Annotated in this window: 14 protein-coding genes; 6 read left to right on the top strand and 8 right to left on the bottom strand. The window is 50.0% G+C overall.

Annotation, left to right across the window (positions count from 1 at the left end; all coding sequences use genetic code 11):
• The first annotated feature begins 243 nt into the window (after positions 1–243).
• The gene (locus tag AC27N8_RS05370) at positions 244–1,956 is read left to right on the top strand and encodes a peptide ABC transporter substrate-binding protein (protein WP_487064713.1); all 1,713 of its coding nucleotides are present in this window, start codon (positions 244–246) and stop codon (positions 1,954–1,956) included.
• A 29-nt stretch (positions 1,957–1,985) separates the two neighbouring features.
• Here the strand turns inward: AC27N8_RS05370 and AC27N8_RS05365 are convergent, their stop codons facing one another.
• A complete protein-coding gene (locus tag AC27N8_RS05365) occupies positions 1,986–3,188 on the bottom strand; it encodes a macrolide family glycosyltransferase (protein ID WP_487064711.1) in 1,203 nt (400 codons plus the stop codon).
• A gap of 424 nt (positions 3,189–3,612) precedes the next feature.
• On the opposite strand from AC27N8_RS05365, the gene AC27N8_RS05360 reads away from it, so the two are divergent.
• Positions 3,613–4,017: a PPOX class F420-dependent oxidoreductase gene (locus tag AC27N8_RS05360; protein ID WP_487064709.1), complete on the top strand. Its 405-nt coding sequence runs from the start codon at positions 3,613–3,615 to the stop codon at positions 4,015–4,017.
• 251 nt (positions 4,018–4,268) lie between these two features.
• Here AC27N8_RS05360 and AC27N8_RS05355 read toward each other — a convergent pair whose 3' ends face one another.
• Positions 4,269–5,513 carry a glycoside hydrolase family 3 protein gene (locus tag AC27N8_RS05355; protein WP_487064707.1) on the bottom strand — a complete coding sequence of 415 codons (1,245 nt, stop codon included), beginning with the start codon at positions 5,511–5,513 and terminating at the stop codon, positions 4,269–4,271.
• Positions 5,514–5,950: 437 nt separating this feature from the next.
• Here AC27N8_RS05355 and AC27N8_RS05350 point away from each other — a divergent pair, with 437 nt between their 5' ends.
• Positions 5,951–6,775: an alpha/beta fold hydrolase gene (locus tag AC27N8_RS05350; protein ID WP_487064705.1), complete on the top strand. Its 825-nt coding sequence runs from the start codon at positions 5,951–5,953 to the stop codon at positions 6,773–6,775.
• 49 nt (positions 6,776–6,824) lie between these two features.
• Positions 6,825–7,445, top strand: coding sequence for a P-loop nucleotide/nucleoside kinase family protein (locus AC27N8_RS05345; RefSeq protein ID WP_487064703.1), 621 nt, complete (start codon positions 6,825–6,827; stop codon positions 7,443–7,445).
• A 22-nt stretch (positions 7,446–7,467) separates the two neighbouring features.
• Here AC27N8_RS05345 and AC27N8_RS05340 read toward each other — a convergent pair whose 3' ends face one another.
• Positions 7,468–8,727 carry an aminotransferase class V-fold PLP-dependent enzyme gene (locus AC27N8_RS05340; RefSeq protein ID WP_487064701.1) on the bottom strand — a complete coding sequence of 420 codons (1,260 nt, stop codon included), beginning with the start codon at positions 8,725–8,727 and terminating at the stop codon, positions 7,468–7,470.
• Positions 8,728–9,017: 290 nt separating this feature from the next.
• Positions 9,018–9,575 (bottom strand): hypothetical protein, encoded by a 558-nt coding sequence (locus AC27N8_RS05335; RefSeq protein ID WP_487064699.1) that lies wholly within the window; start codon positions 9,573–9,575, stop codon positions 9,018–9,020.
• A gap of 743 nt (positions 9,576–10,318) precedes the next feature.
• Between AC27N8_RS05335 and AC27N8_RS05330 the strand changes: the two genes are divergently transcribed.
• Positions 10,319–11,854 (top strand): carbohydrate binding domain-containing protein, encoded by a 1,536-nt coding sequence (locus AC27N8_RS05330; protein WP_487064697.1) that lies wholly within the window; start codon positions 10,319–10,321, stop codon positions 11,852–11,854.
• Between the two features lie 79 nt (positions 11,855–11,933).
• Here AC27N8_RS05330 and AC27N8_RS05325 read toward each other — a convergent pair whose 3' ends face one another.
• The 3 genes from AC27N8_RS05325 to AC27N8_RS05315 form a co-directional block, all read right to left on the bottom strand.
• Positions 11,934–13,325, bottom strand: coding sequence for a cellulose binding domain-containing protein (locus AC27N8_RS05325; protein WP_487064695.1), 1,392 nt, complete (start codon positions 13,323–13,325; stop codon positions 11,934–11,936).
• 241 nt (positions 13,326–13,566) lie between these two features.
• Complete coding sequence (locus tag AC27N8_RS05320) at positions 13,567–14,400, bottom strand: class I SAM-dependent methyltransferase (RefSeq protein WP_487064693.1); 834 nt, start codon at positions 14,398–14,400, stop codon at positions 13,567–13,569.
• Positions 14,401–14,534: 134 nt separating this feature from the next.
• Positions 14,535–14,954, bottom strand: coding sequence for a TIGR03618 family F420-dependent PPOX class oxidoreductase (locus tag AC27N8_RS05315; RefSeq protein ID WP_487064691.1), 420 nt, complete (start codon positions 14,952–14,954; stop codon positions 14,535–14,537).
• 108 nt (positions 14,955–15,062) lie between these two features.
• On the opposite strand from AC27N8_RS05315, the gene AC27N8_RS05310 reads away from it, so the two are divergent.
• Entirely contained in the window at positions 15,063–15,968 is a 906-nt protein-coding gene (locus AC27N8_RS05310) for a LysR family transcriptional regulator (protein ID WP_487064689.1), read from the top strand.
• Positions 15,969–16,001: 33 nt separating this feature from the next.
• Here AC27N8_RS05310 and AC27N8_RS05305 read toward each other — a convergent pair whose 3' ends face one another.
• Positions 16,002–17,291: an MFS transporter gene (locus AC27N8_RS05305; protein WP_487064687.1), complete on the bottom strand. Its 1,290-nt coding sequence runs from the start codon at positions 17,289–17,291 to the stop codon at positions 16,002–16,004.
• Between the last annotated feature and the right edge of the window lie 34 nt (positions 17,292–17,325).

The raw sequence follows: 17,325 nt of genomic DNA, 5'->3' as shown, positions 1-17,325 counted from the left end.
ATGTGCGTGAGTTTTATCAGCTTGGCGGCGTATTTTTAAATATAAGCGCCGATTCGCCTGTATCTATCGATTGATGCAGAGGAAAATTGCTTCGGAACGAGCGGATTTTCTCTGCATCAATCGAGGGAAGTCATTTTGTACGAGATTGCTGGCGCTTTAAGTTACGAGGAGGTCTATTAAAAGGAATAAAAGTTCTCGTCATCAATTATTTTCAGATTTGAGCAGAACAAGGAGACATTTTTTATGCGAGTGACAAATAAGTTAAATGTAAGGATGATGATCACTCTACTGGTCTTGCTGACAATCGTACTGAGTGCCTGTGGAGGTACTGCGCCGCCCACGACAGGGAAAGCTCCTGCGGATAAGCAGATTCTCAACCAGACGTTCCCGGGTGGTGGTATTGCGGATATTAAGACCTTTGATCCAGCTATGGCGGCCACGACCACATCGGCAGCACCGATAAGTATGGTGTTTACCGGGCTGGTATCGCTGGATAACAGTCAAAAAGTTGTGCCAGAATTGGCAGACTCGTGGACGATCTCAAGTGATGGTCTGACCTATACCTTTAAGCTGAAACCCGATTTAAAATTTAGCGATGGAACCCCTCTGACATCGCAGGATGTTGTGTATAGTATTGATCGCGCTCTGGATCCTGCTCTTGGTTCGCCTGTTGCCCCCAGCTATTTAAATCTGATTAAAGATTCGGACAAGCGTCTGGCCGGCAAGATTAGCACTATCATTGGAGATAGTTTGATCGCTCCCGATCCAAATACCGTTGTGATCAAGATCATCAAACCGGTCTCTTATTTTGTGGCCACTTTGACGTATCCAACCGCTTTTGTGGTCGAGAAAAGTTTGATCACGAAATATGGCAACACCAAGTTCACTGACCATTTGAATGAAGGTGGTGGTTCTGGCCCCTTTAAGGTGAAAACATATACGCATGGAAAAATTATCACCCTCGTTCCCAATCCCAACTATGTTAAAGCGAAACCAATTGTGACGGTCAATTGGATCTTCTATAAGGATACCAATACCGCCTTTCAAGCGTATCGTAATGGTCAGCTTGACCGTGCCGATGTCCCGACCGCCAACCTGAAGCAGGTCCAGGGGACCAGTGAATATCATTCGAATCCAACATTGGCGATCTTCTATTATGCCTTGAACTTCTTATCCAAGCCATTTGACAACATAAAAATTCGTCAGGCCTTCGCACTGGCTATCAACAAGACCCAGATTGCCAATGTGGTCTACAAAAATTCCGTCGTTGCCACCAACCATATCATCCCTGATGGGATGCCGGGCTATAATCCCAATCTCAAGGGGCCAGACGGTACCAACAACACCAGTGGCAATCCCACGCTGGCGAAGACATTGTTTGCTGAGGGATTGCAGGAAGATGGCTATGCGAGTGTCTCCGCTTTGCCAAAGTTGCAGTTCCCTTATGATAGTGGAAATGCAGACTTTGCGAAAGAGATTTCGATTGTCGTCCAGGAATGGAATGATGTTTTAGGCGTAAAAGTCCAGGCGAATCCAACCGACTTTGAGACTCTGACGGCCGAAGAGCCAAAAACTGTTGGTAACGGCAACCTGCCAATGTTTCAGACCGGCTGGATCGATGATTATCCTGATCCGCAGGACTTCACAACCCTTCAATTCTCCAAGGGCTCACCGAACAATTCCACCAACTATGGTCAGAATCACGCGGCTGATGCGGCCGATCAGGTGAAGGTGCAGGATGAATTGACTGCCGCCGATACCGAGAAGGACCCCACGAAGCGTCTGGCTATGTATGACGATGCTGAACAGAAGCTCATCACTGATGTGGCCTGGCTTCCGACCTATCAGCAATTGACCTCCCGCGTTTTGAAGCCATACGTACAGGGGTATTCGTACAACGCAGGAGATCTCATCCCACCCTTTGCCTGGGCCAACATCTACATCAACAATCATTGATGTAAACAGGAACTTGTAAGATTTTGATACTACTGGACGAGGGCTATCAGGGCGTCAGCGGCGCGTTGATAGCCTCCGGAGAGGCGTAGCGATGGTTGTAAATCTCGCGCTCGTTTTTGATAGGCATCATCGTGAGAGACACGTTCAACTGTCTCGCGCAGCGTATTGGCGTTTACCTGATCCTTGTCCAGCACGATACCCAATCCCAGGTCGGCGACGCGTTGCGCGTGCAACTGTTGCTCTGGTTGCTGGGGAATCAGAACCATCGGCACACCAAAGTACATACTCTCCATGACGCTATTTGTGCCTGCGTGTGTGATGAAGAGGCGCGTGTGTGGGAGGATATCAAGTTGAGGCACGTAGGGCGCAAGTATGAAGTTGTCAGGGACTGGACCAAAGCTGCTCGGATCACTTTTCTTTCCGATGGACATGACGACCTGCCAGGGCTGTTCCCCAAAGGCTTCAAAACACTGCTTGTAAAATTCAGGCTGGTTATTAAAGATACTTCCCAGAGAGATGTACAGGAGTGGTAAGTCACTGTTAAGTTGGTCAAAGGGAAAATCAGACGCCTCCTGACGCGGCGAAATAGATGGGCCGACGAAGAGATAGCGCTCATCAAAGCTTTCACCCTCCGGCTGAAATTCTTTGGTGATGAAGATAATGTTGAGTTGTTCCTCATAGGAAAAAGAGCTGAAAAGCTCTTTTAAAGGATGTTCAGCCGATGTCCCTCGGGCGGCCATCATTTCTTTAATTCTCTGCTGCATCGCGTTTTCTGAGGACATCTTTTGCATCCCACTTCTCATCTGCTCCACCAGATTGAAGTGCTCGTTGGAGGCGTAGGTCGGTTTCGTGATCACACCGGGTACGTGAAGCTCATTAATGATGGATCGAGCCCAGAGGCACATAAAATCATAGATGATCACGTCGGGTTGTTCTGCACGCACACTATCTATAATCTGAGGTGGAATAGCCTCTTTATCATCAAGGAGAAAGAGCAGATTCATGCGCGGAGCATCTTTTGTCTCATCCAAAGGGGGAAGAGCCGTTGTGTCAGGCTTGCGCCTCGATTCGTAGGGATGAAAGGTTGCTCCGGTCGTTTCCACTTCTCCACGGAATTCTTCAGTCAGATAGTAGCTTACTTTGTGTCCTCGCCGTACCAGCTCTTGAGCTACTGGTAGTGTCGGATTTATATGTCCGTAGGCAGGGATGTTGAAAAAGACATATGTTGCCATCGTATTTGTTTTCCTTCTTAACCATAATTCCCACTTGTCCTCATTGATCTGATCTGTGGAAGTAGCGATATGTATCAATGTGATGACACCATTGTCCTCTTTGGATATTATATCAGATGGAAAAGATGCAAATTGTATGTACCTGGTATCAGCATGCTTTCTCTGTTTCTTCCCGTATTTTTGTTCTGGGGAGGAGCGACGTATGATTGTCGAGACATGAGGAATTGTGTATTCCTCGTGGCGGGATTGCAATTCTTTCACTAATTGAAAAAAGATGGATAAAAAAAGGTAGCTGAGCTGCGTGGGGATCGTCGATCTTCGTAATGGTAGAGTCCAGGCATTGTGTTGTACAATAGTCATCACGGAATCAACGTATCATTATTGTGGTAATCGAGAGACCATTCTTTTCCGAAAGAGAGGCCAGATGAGCACTCAGACATCTCCATTTGCTCCACTATTTACTGAAAACTATGTCAGCTTAACGACCTTCCGCAAGAGCGGGGTCGCCGTCGCGACGGCGATGTGGTTTGCTGGAGAAGAGAACAAAATCTATATCAATACAGGATCTACTTCTGGAAAAGTCAAACGTATTCGTCATAGCAGCCATGTCACGCTGGCCCCATGTAGCGGCAGCGGGAAAGTGACTGGCGATACAATTGAGGCTACAGCACGCATCCTCAGTGACCCTCAGGAAATCGCGCAAGCTGAAGCCTCTCTCGCCAAAAAATATGGTATACAGCGACGGGTACTCTATCTGGTTCGCGACATCGCCAGCTCATTGCGACGACGAACAGAGTCAAGGGCCTATCTTCTCATCGAACCCCAGTAGCGGCGCGGCTCCGCCGTGCTGTCTGTGGCTCGTCTGATTCGGCCTGGGAGCGTCTCTCAATGGAACGCCATAGGCAACGTTGCCGTACGAGTCACAGACAGCACGGCGGAGCCGCGCCGCTACGTCTGCTTGCTTGATCTCTTTGGGGGAGATGATTCCTTCACTTTACCGTATTGTACGCTTGCGTACGATGTTCCACTCGACGTACGAAACGTTCGCGCTCGCACGCAGGGAAACTGTTTCACAAGACGCTACTTGATGATTTTGTTTTCTACTTTCATGAGGAGGACGCGCTCAACTGATTGGTCAATGCGTTTTTGTGTCAGTTGACCGTCCTCGAGGGCTGCTGTGAGCCCGGTCACGACGGCGGCTACGTCTGCGACGGAACCGGGACCTTCGACCAGGTCGTTGCCCGCAATGATCGATAATGTGGCGGCCTGACTGAGCGTCCAGTTGGCGCTGATACCTCCCATGTAGAGTCCATCGGTGATGACGACGCCGTTATATCCCATTTGCTTGCGCAGCAGGTCGTTGACAGCTTTGGGAGAGAGTTCCGCTGGCAGGTCAGGATCGATAGCTGGCATGATAACATCAGTTGCCATGATCATCGCTGGATTGTTCTTACTGATCATCGTTTTATACGGCGCGAGATCTATCTGTTCCAGATCGCTCAGGCTGCGATCGATGGTGGGCAGGCCCGCATGAGGATCTGATGTGACTGCTCCTAAGCCCGGAAAATGCTTCAGGCAGCCAGCGACGCCGTTCTGTTGTAATCCATTCAGATAGGCTCCCGCATACTTGACGACATCCTCGGGGGTGCTGCCAAACATTCTGTCCTCCAGGATGGGCGGATCGACGGTATGGACATCTACGACCGGAGCCAGATCAACATTCATGCCTAACTGGAGCATCCATTGTGCGGCCTGCTTGCCCTGGTTGTAGACAGAGGTTGGATCTCCGGTGGCGGCCATGTCGGCTGCTGAAGGAAGCTGCCCGTGGAAATCGTAGAGACGATTGACCTGTCCTCCCTCCTGATCGGTGCCCAGGAGGAGCGGGATCTTGGCATCCTGTTGCGCCTGTTGGGAGAAGGCGCTCATCGCATCAATGGTATTATCTGGGGCATCGAAATTTCCATTGCTCTCCTGATAAAGCACTCCACCGACATATTGCTGCGCTATCATATTCTGTAGGCCGCTCTCCTGATAACTGTTTCCCGTGTATTCCACGATGATCAGTTGTCCGAGCTTCTCGTCCAATGACATGCCAGCCATGATTTTGGCCACTTTCGTCTTCGCTGCCAGCAGAGGATCGGGTGCTCCCGCTTCGCTCGATACGATTTGGATGGGGCTGCTGCTTCCGAATATACCGGAACAGGATGAGCATATGACTAAAAGAAAGCTGAGTGTAAAAATGAATCCGGTCCACCAGGTTGTCGCGTTCCTATGCTGGCTGGCGGGTATACGTGTGTATGGCCGGATCTTCTGTATCATGTTCATGTAGTGATCGCCTCTTAATAGAGTACGTTAAATAATTCCAAGAGATACAAGTCTCAAGGCAGCCTCAGATGGGATTGTAAAGTGGCGCGAAAAATATTCGTCCTTGAAATATTTATCGATATCGATTTATGTTTATTATAGCGTTAGTCTGTGAAGAACGCGCTGATCGAGCTGTATTCTGGTACTCTTTCTCTATCTAAGCCGATCAAATCAGGTTAGCTTAGAAAATCTGCTCTAAAGCGTAGCTATCTCAATTCGTGTTGCTTAATGTCGATGCAAAGCATGAATATCGGCATATTTGGCTTGAGGTGCAATGAGCATTGACTGTGTGATACTATGATCAGTATATTGATGACTAATATGTATATTGCACCTTATGGCGTGCCGTTGCGTACATCGCAGTAGTGATCAACTAGCTAAAGTGGAGGCACCATCCATTGACTGATCTTCAACGGGAAACTGGTCAGCCAGATAACTTGGGACGTGTATCCCAGGGGCAGGAAGACGCTGTACAGCGGGCACTGCAACAATTTTTCACTCCCCATGCGTATGAGCGTAACGCACGCGAACAAGAGAGTCTGCGCAAAGGATCACCACTCAAGCTGCGCTCTCATCTGGCGGCAACTGTATGGGGTCATGGACCGCTGGTGCTTCTCTTCCATGGTTGGGAGGGACGCGGCACGCAACTGCGCTCATTTGTTGATCCACTGGTAGAGGCAGGGCGACGTGTAGTAGCTCTGGACGGCCCGGCTCATGGAGACTCTCCTGGGACGGAGGCCAATCCCTGGAGCTTCGCGCAGGCCCTGCTGGCTGCGCAAGATGAATTGGGACCTTTCGATGCTGTGATTGCTCATTCTATGGGAGCCGCCTCTGCTGTGATTGCTTTGAAGCATGGATTGTCTGTGCGCCGTCTGGTATTGATTGCTGGCCCCTCCTCATTAGAAAGCGTCCTCAGGCGTTTCGCTCATGCCACGGGGCTTGATCCACAGTTGCTGCCGGCCTTTCTGGCCGCAGTGGAAGAGCGTACAGGCGTCCCACTGAAAGACCTTGATCTGCTCTCCTCGAAGCTGCCAGAACGTCCTCCCGTACTTATTTTCCATGATATCGACGATCGCGAAATTCCATTCTCCAATGGGCAGGCTATTGCAGCTTCCTGGCCTGGAGCACAACTACGCAGCGTTTCAGGTCCAGGGCATCGACGTATCCTGCATGAGCCATCTGTGGTTGCTGAAGCCGTAAGCTTCATCACCGAGGAAAGCTAAAAGCGGAGCGTCAAAAGTGCTCGCTTCGTGTGCACAAAGGAGACTTTTTGTGTTTAACGTCTGTCCCGCCTGTGGTCAATATGCGGTTGAGAAAACAATTGATCCCTCTGGCCCGTATGCCATCTGCCCATTTTGTCAACATGCCCATCCATTTTTGCAGCAGCCTCTCTTCATCATCACAGGTCCGAGCGGTGCTGGGAAAACGACCATCTGCCTCGAATTAATCCCGCGCATGCATGAGTGCGTGGTCATGGAAGCAGATATTCTTTGGGGCTTAGCAGCATCTACCCCGGAGCATGGTTATCAGGATTATCATAATCTGTGGCTGCGGGTCGCGAAGAACATTGGTCAGGCTGGTCGTCCCGTAGTCCTCTGCGGAACATCCCTGCCTTCCCAACTCGAAATATGTCCTGAACGCCGCTACTTTGCAACGATCTACTATCTTGCCATTGTTTGCGATGATGACCTGCTACGGGCACGCCTGGAACAGCGTCCGCAATGGCGTGGATCGGGTTCGGATGACGTCGTTACACGCATGATCCAATTTAATCGTTGGCTCAAAGAGCACGCTGATACAACCGATCCTCCCATCACGCTCTACGATAGTAGTCGCTCCTCCATTCAAGAGACCAGTCACGCTATCGCCCGCTGGATACGGGAACGCCTTTGATTTTGTTGGCAGATGGCCACTATTATTTTGTACCGAGTAGATTGCGCAGCACGTCGATCAAGCGATCGACCTCGTTCCTGGTATTATAGATCTGCAAGCTTACGCGCAAGGAAGAGTCGCTGGGTCCAATGCTCGACATACAATGATCGCCTGTGCGTACGAAGATGTTGGATTGTTCCAGGATGCTTCCCACTTCGCTTGAAGAGAATCCGCGAAAACGCATAGAGACAATCCCGTAGGCCTCGTCCGGATGCTGGAAGCGCGTGCCCGGGACAAACTCGATATGCTTGATCGTCTGAAGCTGCTCGACAAGGTAGATGGTTAAGTTGGCAAGATAGGTGTGAATTGCTTCGACATCTATCGATTGAACAAATGCTGTGGCAGCTCCCAGCGACAGAATCCCGGCGATATTCTGTGTGCCAGCCTCAAGCAGATCGGGCATCTCCACCGAATTAAGTTCAGCGCTTGTCTGTTGAAGGGAACCCGAGCCATTTCCTCCACCCACAGCCGACGGGCGGAGCTGGCCGTGCAATTTCTGATTGATCCAGAGCACGCCGACACCGGTTGAAGCAAACATTTTATGGCCGGAATAGGCAAGAAAATCCACCCCGAGCTTTTGCACATCGACATCGACATGGCCGATGCTCTGTGAAGCATCCAGAGCAAGCAGCACCGAGCTCGGCACCTGTGCCCTGATCGCAGCAATATCGTTCAGGTTACCATAGACATTATTAATGTGAGTCAGTCCTATCAGGCGGGTTCGCGGTGTGATGTTAGAGAGTAATTCGTACATATCGATTTTACCGGTCTCATCGACGCCATAAAAAAGGATCTTGATTGAGATCCCGAATTGCTGAAGCAGATGTTTTAAGCTCACCCAGGGGAGCGTGGATGATTTATGATCGACTCCACAGACGAGAATCTCATCCCCTGACTGCAGGTTTGCCAGCCCCCATGAGGAGCAGATGATGTTAAAGCCCGCCGTTGCGCCTGTTGTAAAGACCACTTCGGCCGGGGAATTGGCATTGATAAAGCGCCCGATATTCTGACGTATATTCTGTACTTGCTCATAGGCATCGGCCGACCAGCTATAATTGCCTCGACCAATGTTGACTGATTTTCTGTGATAGTCGTTTACGGCTTGTAGGACGACCGTGGGCTTTTGCGTTGTGGCGCCAGAATCGAAGTAGATAATGTTGGGATAATCTTGAAATACGGGGAACGCTTCTCTGGCTAAGCCGTCCAGAGCCTGATCTGAGAATGTGCGCGTTGCTTGAGACATGACAAAATCCTTCGTGAGATGATCTTCTTTAATGGGAAGATCATCTGTGAGACCATGTTCGTTGTGGGAACATCATCGTAATATGGTCGGTATTTTTTTAATGATATAATGTCTCCTTTTAATTTGTCAATGGCTTTTACGCATCTTGTAGTATTTGTAAGGAAAAATTTACATCTATCATAGAAATCTTACATATTATAAATCGGTTTATTGCAAGCGAAACACTGGCACAGTGTTGACCAATTTATAGCTGGTAAGTACTGTTTGGCAACATCTCGCCTTTGGATCGCTCAAGCACTGACCATTGCCTCGATGCTGTCTGATCCAGAAAGTCTTCTCAAGAGGTGTATTGTCGGCTTATAGGCAACCGCGAGAGCAAGTGAGAGGGCCATAATAACAAGCCCAAAGGGGACAAAGTTTGTAGGATCATTATTTGCGATGTGAAAGAGGAAAGAGAATGGGAACCAGAGAGATAAGCTGATTAACCAGAGTGCGATCTGTAAACAGGCATAGGATACATTTGCATGTCTGGAGGTCATTGCCAGGCAGACAATTCCCAGGCTTACCCACAAGCAAGGACCTGGCATCAGGAAAAGCGGCAACCGGATCAGGCCTCCAAAGAGAAGTGGTAAAGGTAAAAGAGTATTTCCCATCAAAAAGCCACCACAGAAGATGTAGCCTATGACGCTATCGGGATTCCAAACAATCAATGGGCCATCATAAGTGATGCTTCCGCTGACAGTGATTTGAGCGGTGAGAGCTAGCACGATAATGTATAGTCCGTACAGCAGGAGGTATCCTCCAATCAAGCGCAGAAAGGTTTTGTAAGACATAGTTTTATTCAACATGAATAGCACTCCTTGCTCATCAATAAAAACAACAAATATGTCTTAATATATGGTAACGCATTGAGACAAGCTAAATCAAATTATAAAGCAAAATTCATTGATATTTCAATTGGCAACGAAACATGCTTCTTTCGCGACTGACTATGTAGAGAAAATCTTTTTTCTTGAGGTAGACAAGAGAGGAGGCAAGCAGAGATGTTAGCAAAGAAAAAAATCGCCATTTCGTCACTCTTTTTGATGATTTTACTGTTACTGTGTAGCGGATGCGGCTTGGATGCAGCAACCCCACCACCCTCTGGTGCGAAACCAGATAGCTTGCGGATTGAGACATTCTCCTATTTGTCGACAAGTCCTGAGTTCAACGGTTTGGTTGTGGAGGTGTGTCTATTCAAGGAGTGCCACAAGTAAAGGTTGATACTGCGGAATTTTGTTCACCGTACGGCTAAGTAGCAATAAGCACTCTTGACCAGATCGGAAAAACTTTGGCTGCGAGCGCGACGGTGTCACTCACAATGATGAGTTGGTTGAAATTCGCCTGCCGCTCGCTCGCAGTGCCTCATTGTTTCTGACACTTTTGTAGTACTTTGTATCAAAAGATTGCAATGCATGTGAGGTTATTTTATACTTATTTATAAGATGAGGATATAGTGATTTGTTTGGGTTTTTACTTGTGGCGCTATAATTTCGCTATTTTTAATTGAGTAGTGTAGCCGACCTATATTTTTCCGGAGGGCGGTTTTTGTATGGATATAAAATTTTTGGAGCACAAGCGACGTGGGGGAATCAGGGTCATTGCGGGTATTTGTGTTGTCCTGCTCGTGGTATTTGGCTTGTGTGCAGTATTGGTTAATCGTATACAATCTTCTTATGCGTCTACCGTGGCGACAAGCTGGATGGAAAATTTTGACGGCACCAGCCTCAATCAAAATTTCTGGTCTGTCTCCAATTATGCCTATACCCAGGGTTCCATTGTTGATCAACATCAGGGATATTTTCAGTCCGATCGCGTGAGTGTCGGCGGTGGGTATCTGACCGAGAAGTTGACCCAGGAAAAAGGGAAGGTTGGCACGAATGCCAACGGGGTTATCTCCAGAGGTGCTGAGATCGCCACGAAAAGTGCCTATAGCTACGGCACTTATGAGTGGAGAATGAGGACAAGCTCAACGGCGTCATCTCCAACCGATGGCACAGGAAAAGTTGTCAGTGGCCAGATCTCGTCGGGTTTTACTTATACCAATAACTCTCAGACAGAATTAGATTTTGAGATTGAGGGACAGTATCCCAATCTGGCAGAAATGACTACCTGGCAAAACACTCATCCCGCCACCGATCCTGCCCGGGGCGATCAGATCGCGAGTGTGGCCACGATACCGAACATGGCGAACAGCTTTCACACCTATAAACTGATCTGGACCTCTACTGAGGTGAGCTATTATGTGGATGAAGTTATGGTTGCGGACCATCACACCCACGTCCCCTCCATTTCGGCTCCGGTTGAGATTAATCAATGGGGCACAGATAGTAGTGAGTTTGGCGGCCTGGCGACAGTTGGAACTACCAGATATCTGCTGGTTGATTGGGTGCGTTTTACTCCTCCGGGAGTCGCGTCGGTAGCATTCCCAACCACAACACCATCTCATCCCTCACCAACTGCGCAAGCAACGCCGACTCCCAAGGCAACCGCTACCCCAACGCCGAAACCAACTGCGACGCCGACGCCGAAACCAACTGCAACGCCGACGCCGACGCCGACCCCTACACCCACGCCCACACCTATCCCCCCGACTCCAACCAGCGCAGCCACGGCTCCGCCTGTTACTGCCACCAACCTCATTCAGAACCCCTCTTTCGAAGGTAGTACAGCCGATCCCTGGTATTTCTACCTCACGGATAGTGCGCAAGGGACCGAACATATAGATACCTCTACTGCAGCGGATGGGAGTGCATCGGCTCGCATCGATATAACTTCGGGTGGTACCTCCAGCGAAGATGCCTGGTTCGTGCAGTTGGGACAGAGTAATCTCAAGCTGGTGCAAGGGCACCAGTACACGATCACATTCTCCGCGAAAGCCTCCAAGGCGACTACTGGACAAATTTGCGTCCAGGTCAGCTCGCCGCCGTGGACTGAGTATCTATCGAAGGATTTTGCCATGACGACGGCCTGGAAGCAATATACCTACACCTTTACGCTCGACACAGGTATTCCTGATGCTGAGTTTGATTTCAACATGGGTCAAGGTACCGGCTCCGTCTGGGTTGATAATATCTCTATCAAGTAGATTTATCTACGAGAGCAAGCGTGAGAGCATGTGCATCAGGGCATCAGCCGCCCCGATGTACATGCTCTTTTTTTCGCCGCTACTGATTTGTGGTGTAGGGAATTGACAGGTAGGGATTGGGACATGATGTGCCGCAGCTACTCGGATAGGAGAAGCTATAGACGCGTCCGTTATTGATGAGCTGGTCGGAGGCATCATAGGCGCGTATCTGATAACTACTGCCGCCGGCCACTGTCGGCAGGATCACATAATCATCTCCCATATCGCTATCCATCGTCGCCTTGATCCAGGCACCGTTCTGATAGTACTCGACTCCATGCAGACCGTTGGCCAGATGTGTCAGGGAGATCGCTGACCAATAGGGATTTGCTCCCTGCAAAAAGCCAATCTGGATATCGCCGCTATAGCCAGGTGCTGCGATAAACTTCCAATTGATCTGCCGATTATTCCAGGAATTGGGGTCCATATCGCCGACTGGTTGTCCATTGAGCATAAATAGATTCAGCGAGCTATGCGAGAGGTCGAGATGATAAGGATCGTCACGACACCAGGCATTGCCATCCTGACAGCTATCGGCCACAATCATATTGAGGGTCGCGCCATTATACTTATCGGTGACCCAGCTCCCATTGCGACAGAAGGGCTGATTCTGCGCGCCATCATTGATGCCGGTACAATAATTGCTGATCGTCACCTGCACCCAGCGTCCACAATTGAGACCATTGTTAAACATGCCAATCTTACTGGCATATTGTGCCGCGATGGGACGCGAGAGAAATGTGCTGTAATCGCCGGGCGTATTCTGGACGTTGAGGGCGACAAAGTTCTGCGAGTCCAGATAAGCCTGCGGCACGCCGCAACCGCCGTAGGAGCTCCCGCCGATGCCGGAAAACCATGTTGCGTTGCCTGTATGCGTATCACCGGTTGGCGTTGGCGTTGGTGTCGGAGTGGTTCCAGAGGTGGGTGTCGATGTTGGCGTTACGCCAGATGTGGGTGTCGGTGTGATGCCCGGCGTTGGAGTAGCACCGCTTGATCCATTACACGCGTTCCCATTAACAGTAAAACTGGTTGGTATGGGATTGCTGCCTGTCCAGGCACCATTGAAGCCGGGAACAATAGATCCATTCGCGGCCACGCTCCCGTTGTAACTGAGATTTTTCACACTCACATTTTGACTACTCTGCGTGAAGGTGCCGTTCCATCCCTGTGTGACCGTCTGACCGCTGGCGGGAAAAGAGAAGGCCAGACTCCAACTCGACCACGCCGTCGTGCCGGTGTTCTGGATCGTGATATTGGCACCGAAGCCGCCCGTCCACTGATTGGTTATCGCGTACGTCACCTGGCAGTATGAGGCTGCATGGGTGACCTGCGTACTTATGAAAAAGCTACTGCCGATCAGGACTACGGCGCTTGCCAGTAGGATCAGACTTCGCAGTCTCTGTCCTGTCATACGACGAAGAGTATCGCGCATTCCATCCCCCCTTTGGGTGTACTGAAGGAAAATGACATACTTGCTAGAGAAGGCCATTTTGGCTATCTCTAGCAAGTATAAAAGGCAAAACAGAGAGAAACAAGAATGCATTTCGTCACTTACTCGTCACTTATTTGGCATGGGAGAGCTTCTCTCATAGCTTTCCTGGTTGAGAAAGCTTCAGTATGTGGAGGATTTCTTACAAGTAGCTTGAGAGATATCCGCTGGCTGAAAAGTATCCTTAACGAGTTCCGACTCCCAGCAGCAATTCTGACGGAAAGACCAGACCCTCTGGCCTTTCGAACTGGCTCACTGCTTGCTTGATTTCTTCATGTGCGCGTTGTTGTTCCGACTGGCTGAGTTGGTTCAACTCCCCTATCGTCGGATTATGAACAACTTGTTGCCAATAATCTTCTATCGAGGGAAAAGTGAACTGAAGTGGGATCGTCTGAACGTCAATTGCACGAAAATTTGCATCCTTAAATGCTTGCTCAAACACGCCTGGCCCACCAAGAATAAAAGGGTTAAGCTTGAGAGTTGGATCTGAGACATACTTCGCCACAATCTTCTGTGGTATCGAGAAAAGTGGATGGCTCTCAGACGTGGACCAGACCAAAGCCGCCAGTTTTCGTCCAGGTTTGAGTACCCTCCAGATACCCTGGAACGCTTTTTGCGGATGAACAAGGGCCATCAGGCCAAGACGAGAGATAACTGCATCGAATGACTGTTCAGCCAGATCCAGCTGTTCAGCGTTCATGACCCGTGTCGTTATCGTCGTTAATCCCTCGCGTTCAGCGATGCGTGCTGCCTCTTTAAGCATCTCCGCAGAAATATCGGTTGCGAGCACCGTCCCTGTCGGCCCGACTTTTCGTGCTGCCAACAGACTTTGCTCGCCCGTTCCAGCAGCAACGTCAAGCACATGGTCTCCTGAACTCAATCCCGCGGCCTCCAGCATCAGCTGAGTTGCTGCACTAAAAATGCCATGACGCGCCTGAGCCTGTTGAGACCAACGTGCTGCCACTTGTTTGTCCTCCCAGAAGCGCTGTTCTGGTGGGGCTTGTTCTTCATTTGACATAGCTCTTTTTTCTCCTTTTTATGGGATATACAATTCTTTGTTCATCGGATACAGCGTACCCATGACCAGTGTCGAGCGAAGCGAGGACACCGTAGCGTCGCACGCTTGCGTGCGATGTCCCACTCGACGTACGATCAGGCTATAATGCGTGTAGGGGTAATGAGAATGGCCTGGCGCGCTTGTATTAGTTGTTCACTGGTATTGTCGGTTCCTTCGAGTCTATAGGTGTATTTCTCAACGAAGGCAGGTAAGATTGTGTTTAGCTCGTCAATAGATGGAAGGGTTGCTGTCCCTTCAATCGTAATCTGATCATCACCATTGTCGTTAGTGTTCAGTGCGAGTACTACATGAGGGCTGTGACGTAGATTACGTACCTTTTGTGTCGTGGGTAGGGTGAGAATCAGGACAGCGTCACCATTCCATACAAAACCGACGGTAGCCGCATGAGGACGACCATCGGGTCGAACCGTGATGAGCCAGATGACCTGGTCATTGAGTAAGCGCTGCTCGATGTGTGCATCTCGCTCTTTCGTAGTATCCAGTAACGATGACATATTTTTCTCCTTTTTAAGGAAGTAATTCTTCTGTTTTTTCACCTCTTGACTATAGCAATATACTGTTGATATGTCCAATATATATTCGATATGCAGGTCAGATGTTTTATGTATGACCAGAGAATAGAGTTGCGCCACTTGCGCTATTTTGTCGTAGTCGCCCAGGAGCTTCATTTTAGTCGTGCCGCCAGGAAACTGCATATCGCTCAACCACCTTTAAGCCAACAAATCCGTCAATTAGAGCAGATAGTTGGTGCCCCTCTCTTCGAGCGCAATCATCATACGGTGACATTGACGAATGCCGGACAAGTATTTCTACAAGAAGTTCTCCCCATCCTGGAGCAGGTAGATTACGCCCTCATCAGCGCGCAAAGAGCACAGCAAGGATTGGTTGGGAAGCTTTCTATTGGCTATATTCGTCATGCTCCTGGTGCCGATACATTTCTGCCTGATGTGATTGCCCTCTACCGTCAGCGCTATCCTGGCGTCAACGTCAGTCTGAGAGAGATACAGCTACACGAACAAAATACACTACTGCATAAGCAACAGATCCAGCTAGGATTTACGATCAATATGAAGAGCCAGCGCGTTCCAGAGGATTTTGCATCAGAAGTTGTGCAGCGGCTCCCGATTGTCACGATATGTGCACCACAACATCGCTTCGCGTCGCAGTCATCCGTCACACTCCAGGAGCTAGCCAACGAACCATTCGTCTGTTGCTCACGCGAAGTAACAGGTGCCTTCCATGATCACATCATTCAGCTATGTGGCTTTATTCCTCATATTGCCCAGGAAGTTGCTGATGTCTCTATGGTGCTTGGACTCGTAGCGGCCAATTTCGGCATCGCCCTCTTTCCCACTTCAACCATGCTCTTGCAGCACCCGGGAATAGTCATCTGCCCATTTGATCACGCTAATGCCGATATGGCCTTTGAGACATCTCTGATATGGAGAAAGCACGAAACATCTTCCCCTGTCCAAGCCTTCTTGACCACCGCACGCGAACTACTGTAGTGCTCTAACCCACTTCATTACGTTCATCGCACGCTACTCAATCTCTCGCACGCTCCGCACACAGAGACCAAGCAGGCACAGGAGTATGTTGAGGATGCCACCAACAAGGAAGATTCTGGCAGGGCCAAAGGCGTCTGTCGAGATGCCAAGTAGTGCATAGCCAATGGGCAGGAGTCCGAAGGAACCGAGTGCATCGATGCTGAAGACACGTCCCTGTTTCTCCAGCGGCACCATTTCTTGGAGCACGGTGACCCAGATCACATCGAAGACGCTCAATCCTGCGCCAAAGAGTACTCCTCCACCGATCACCATCCATAGTTCGCTGCCCTGTGGCAATGGTAAGCCTATGAGAACGATGCCAATGCTCCCAACCATCAGGCCCAGGTAGCCTATCAGGCCACGACGGCGCAGACGAGCAAGCGTACCGACGAGGAGTGTTCCAAGAAGAGAGCCACCAGCTGCCGCCACCCCAAGCACTCCTAGCAGCCAGACACCGGCATGATAGACCTCCTTAATCAGAAGTGGGAAGGCGACCTGGATAGTGCCTCCGAGGACAACGTTACCCAGTGAGGCAATCAGGATCGTCACCCAGAGCCACGGTGAACGCACAACGTAGCCTAGTCCTTCGCGCATATCGAACAGTGCTTTTTGAAGTCCACGTTGTGGTGCAGCCTCAGGCTGATCAGTTTTTTTCAGAGAGGCTGAAAACATGCGCAAGCGTGAGCCCATCAACAAGAGACAAAGGGCGGAGATCATGAAGGTGATGCCATCGAAAGCGAACGCGAATGTAGGACCGGAGCTCGCGATAAAGACTGCGCCAAGCAAGGGGCCAAACAGGGTGCCCAATTGCCGACTCAGGCCAGTGAGGGCATTGGCTGAGGAGAGATCTTTGGTCTCTACCAGTTGTGGAGGAAGAGCTTGGTAGGCAGGGAAGAAAAATCCCTGAGCGATGCCGAAGATAAGTGCCAGGACCATGAGATGCCAGAACTGGAGTAGGTGCAACCAGCTCAACAGAGCGATACTCAACACTGCGATGGCACGCCCGGTATCTGAGCAGAGTAACACGAGCAGCTTTGGGAGGCGATCAGCAACCACGCCCCCAATCAGCAGAAAGAGGAGTTGGGGAACACTGGATGCGATGAGCACAAGGCCCATCGCCGTACCCGAATGCGTGAGGAGCAGGACCTGCCAGGCAAGCGCTGTCGTGAAGGCAAAGTCGCCCAGGCGTGAGACGGTCTGTCCGATCCAGAGCAAGGTAAACGAGCGCGATTGGAAGGCGCGTGCAAAGCGGAAAGAGGTGGTGATCAGAACTTTCATCGTCATTGTGATTTGCCATCAATCTTGACTAATTGGACAC

It is taken from the genome of Dictyobacter sp. Z7_2, from assembly GCF_057551105.1.
This window is presented reverse-complemented; position numbering and strand designations above follow the sequence as displayed.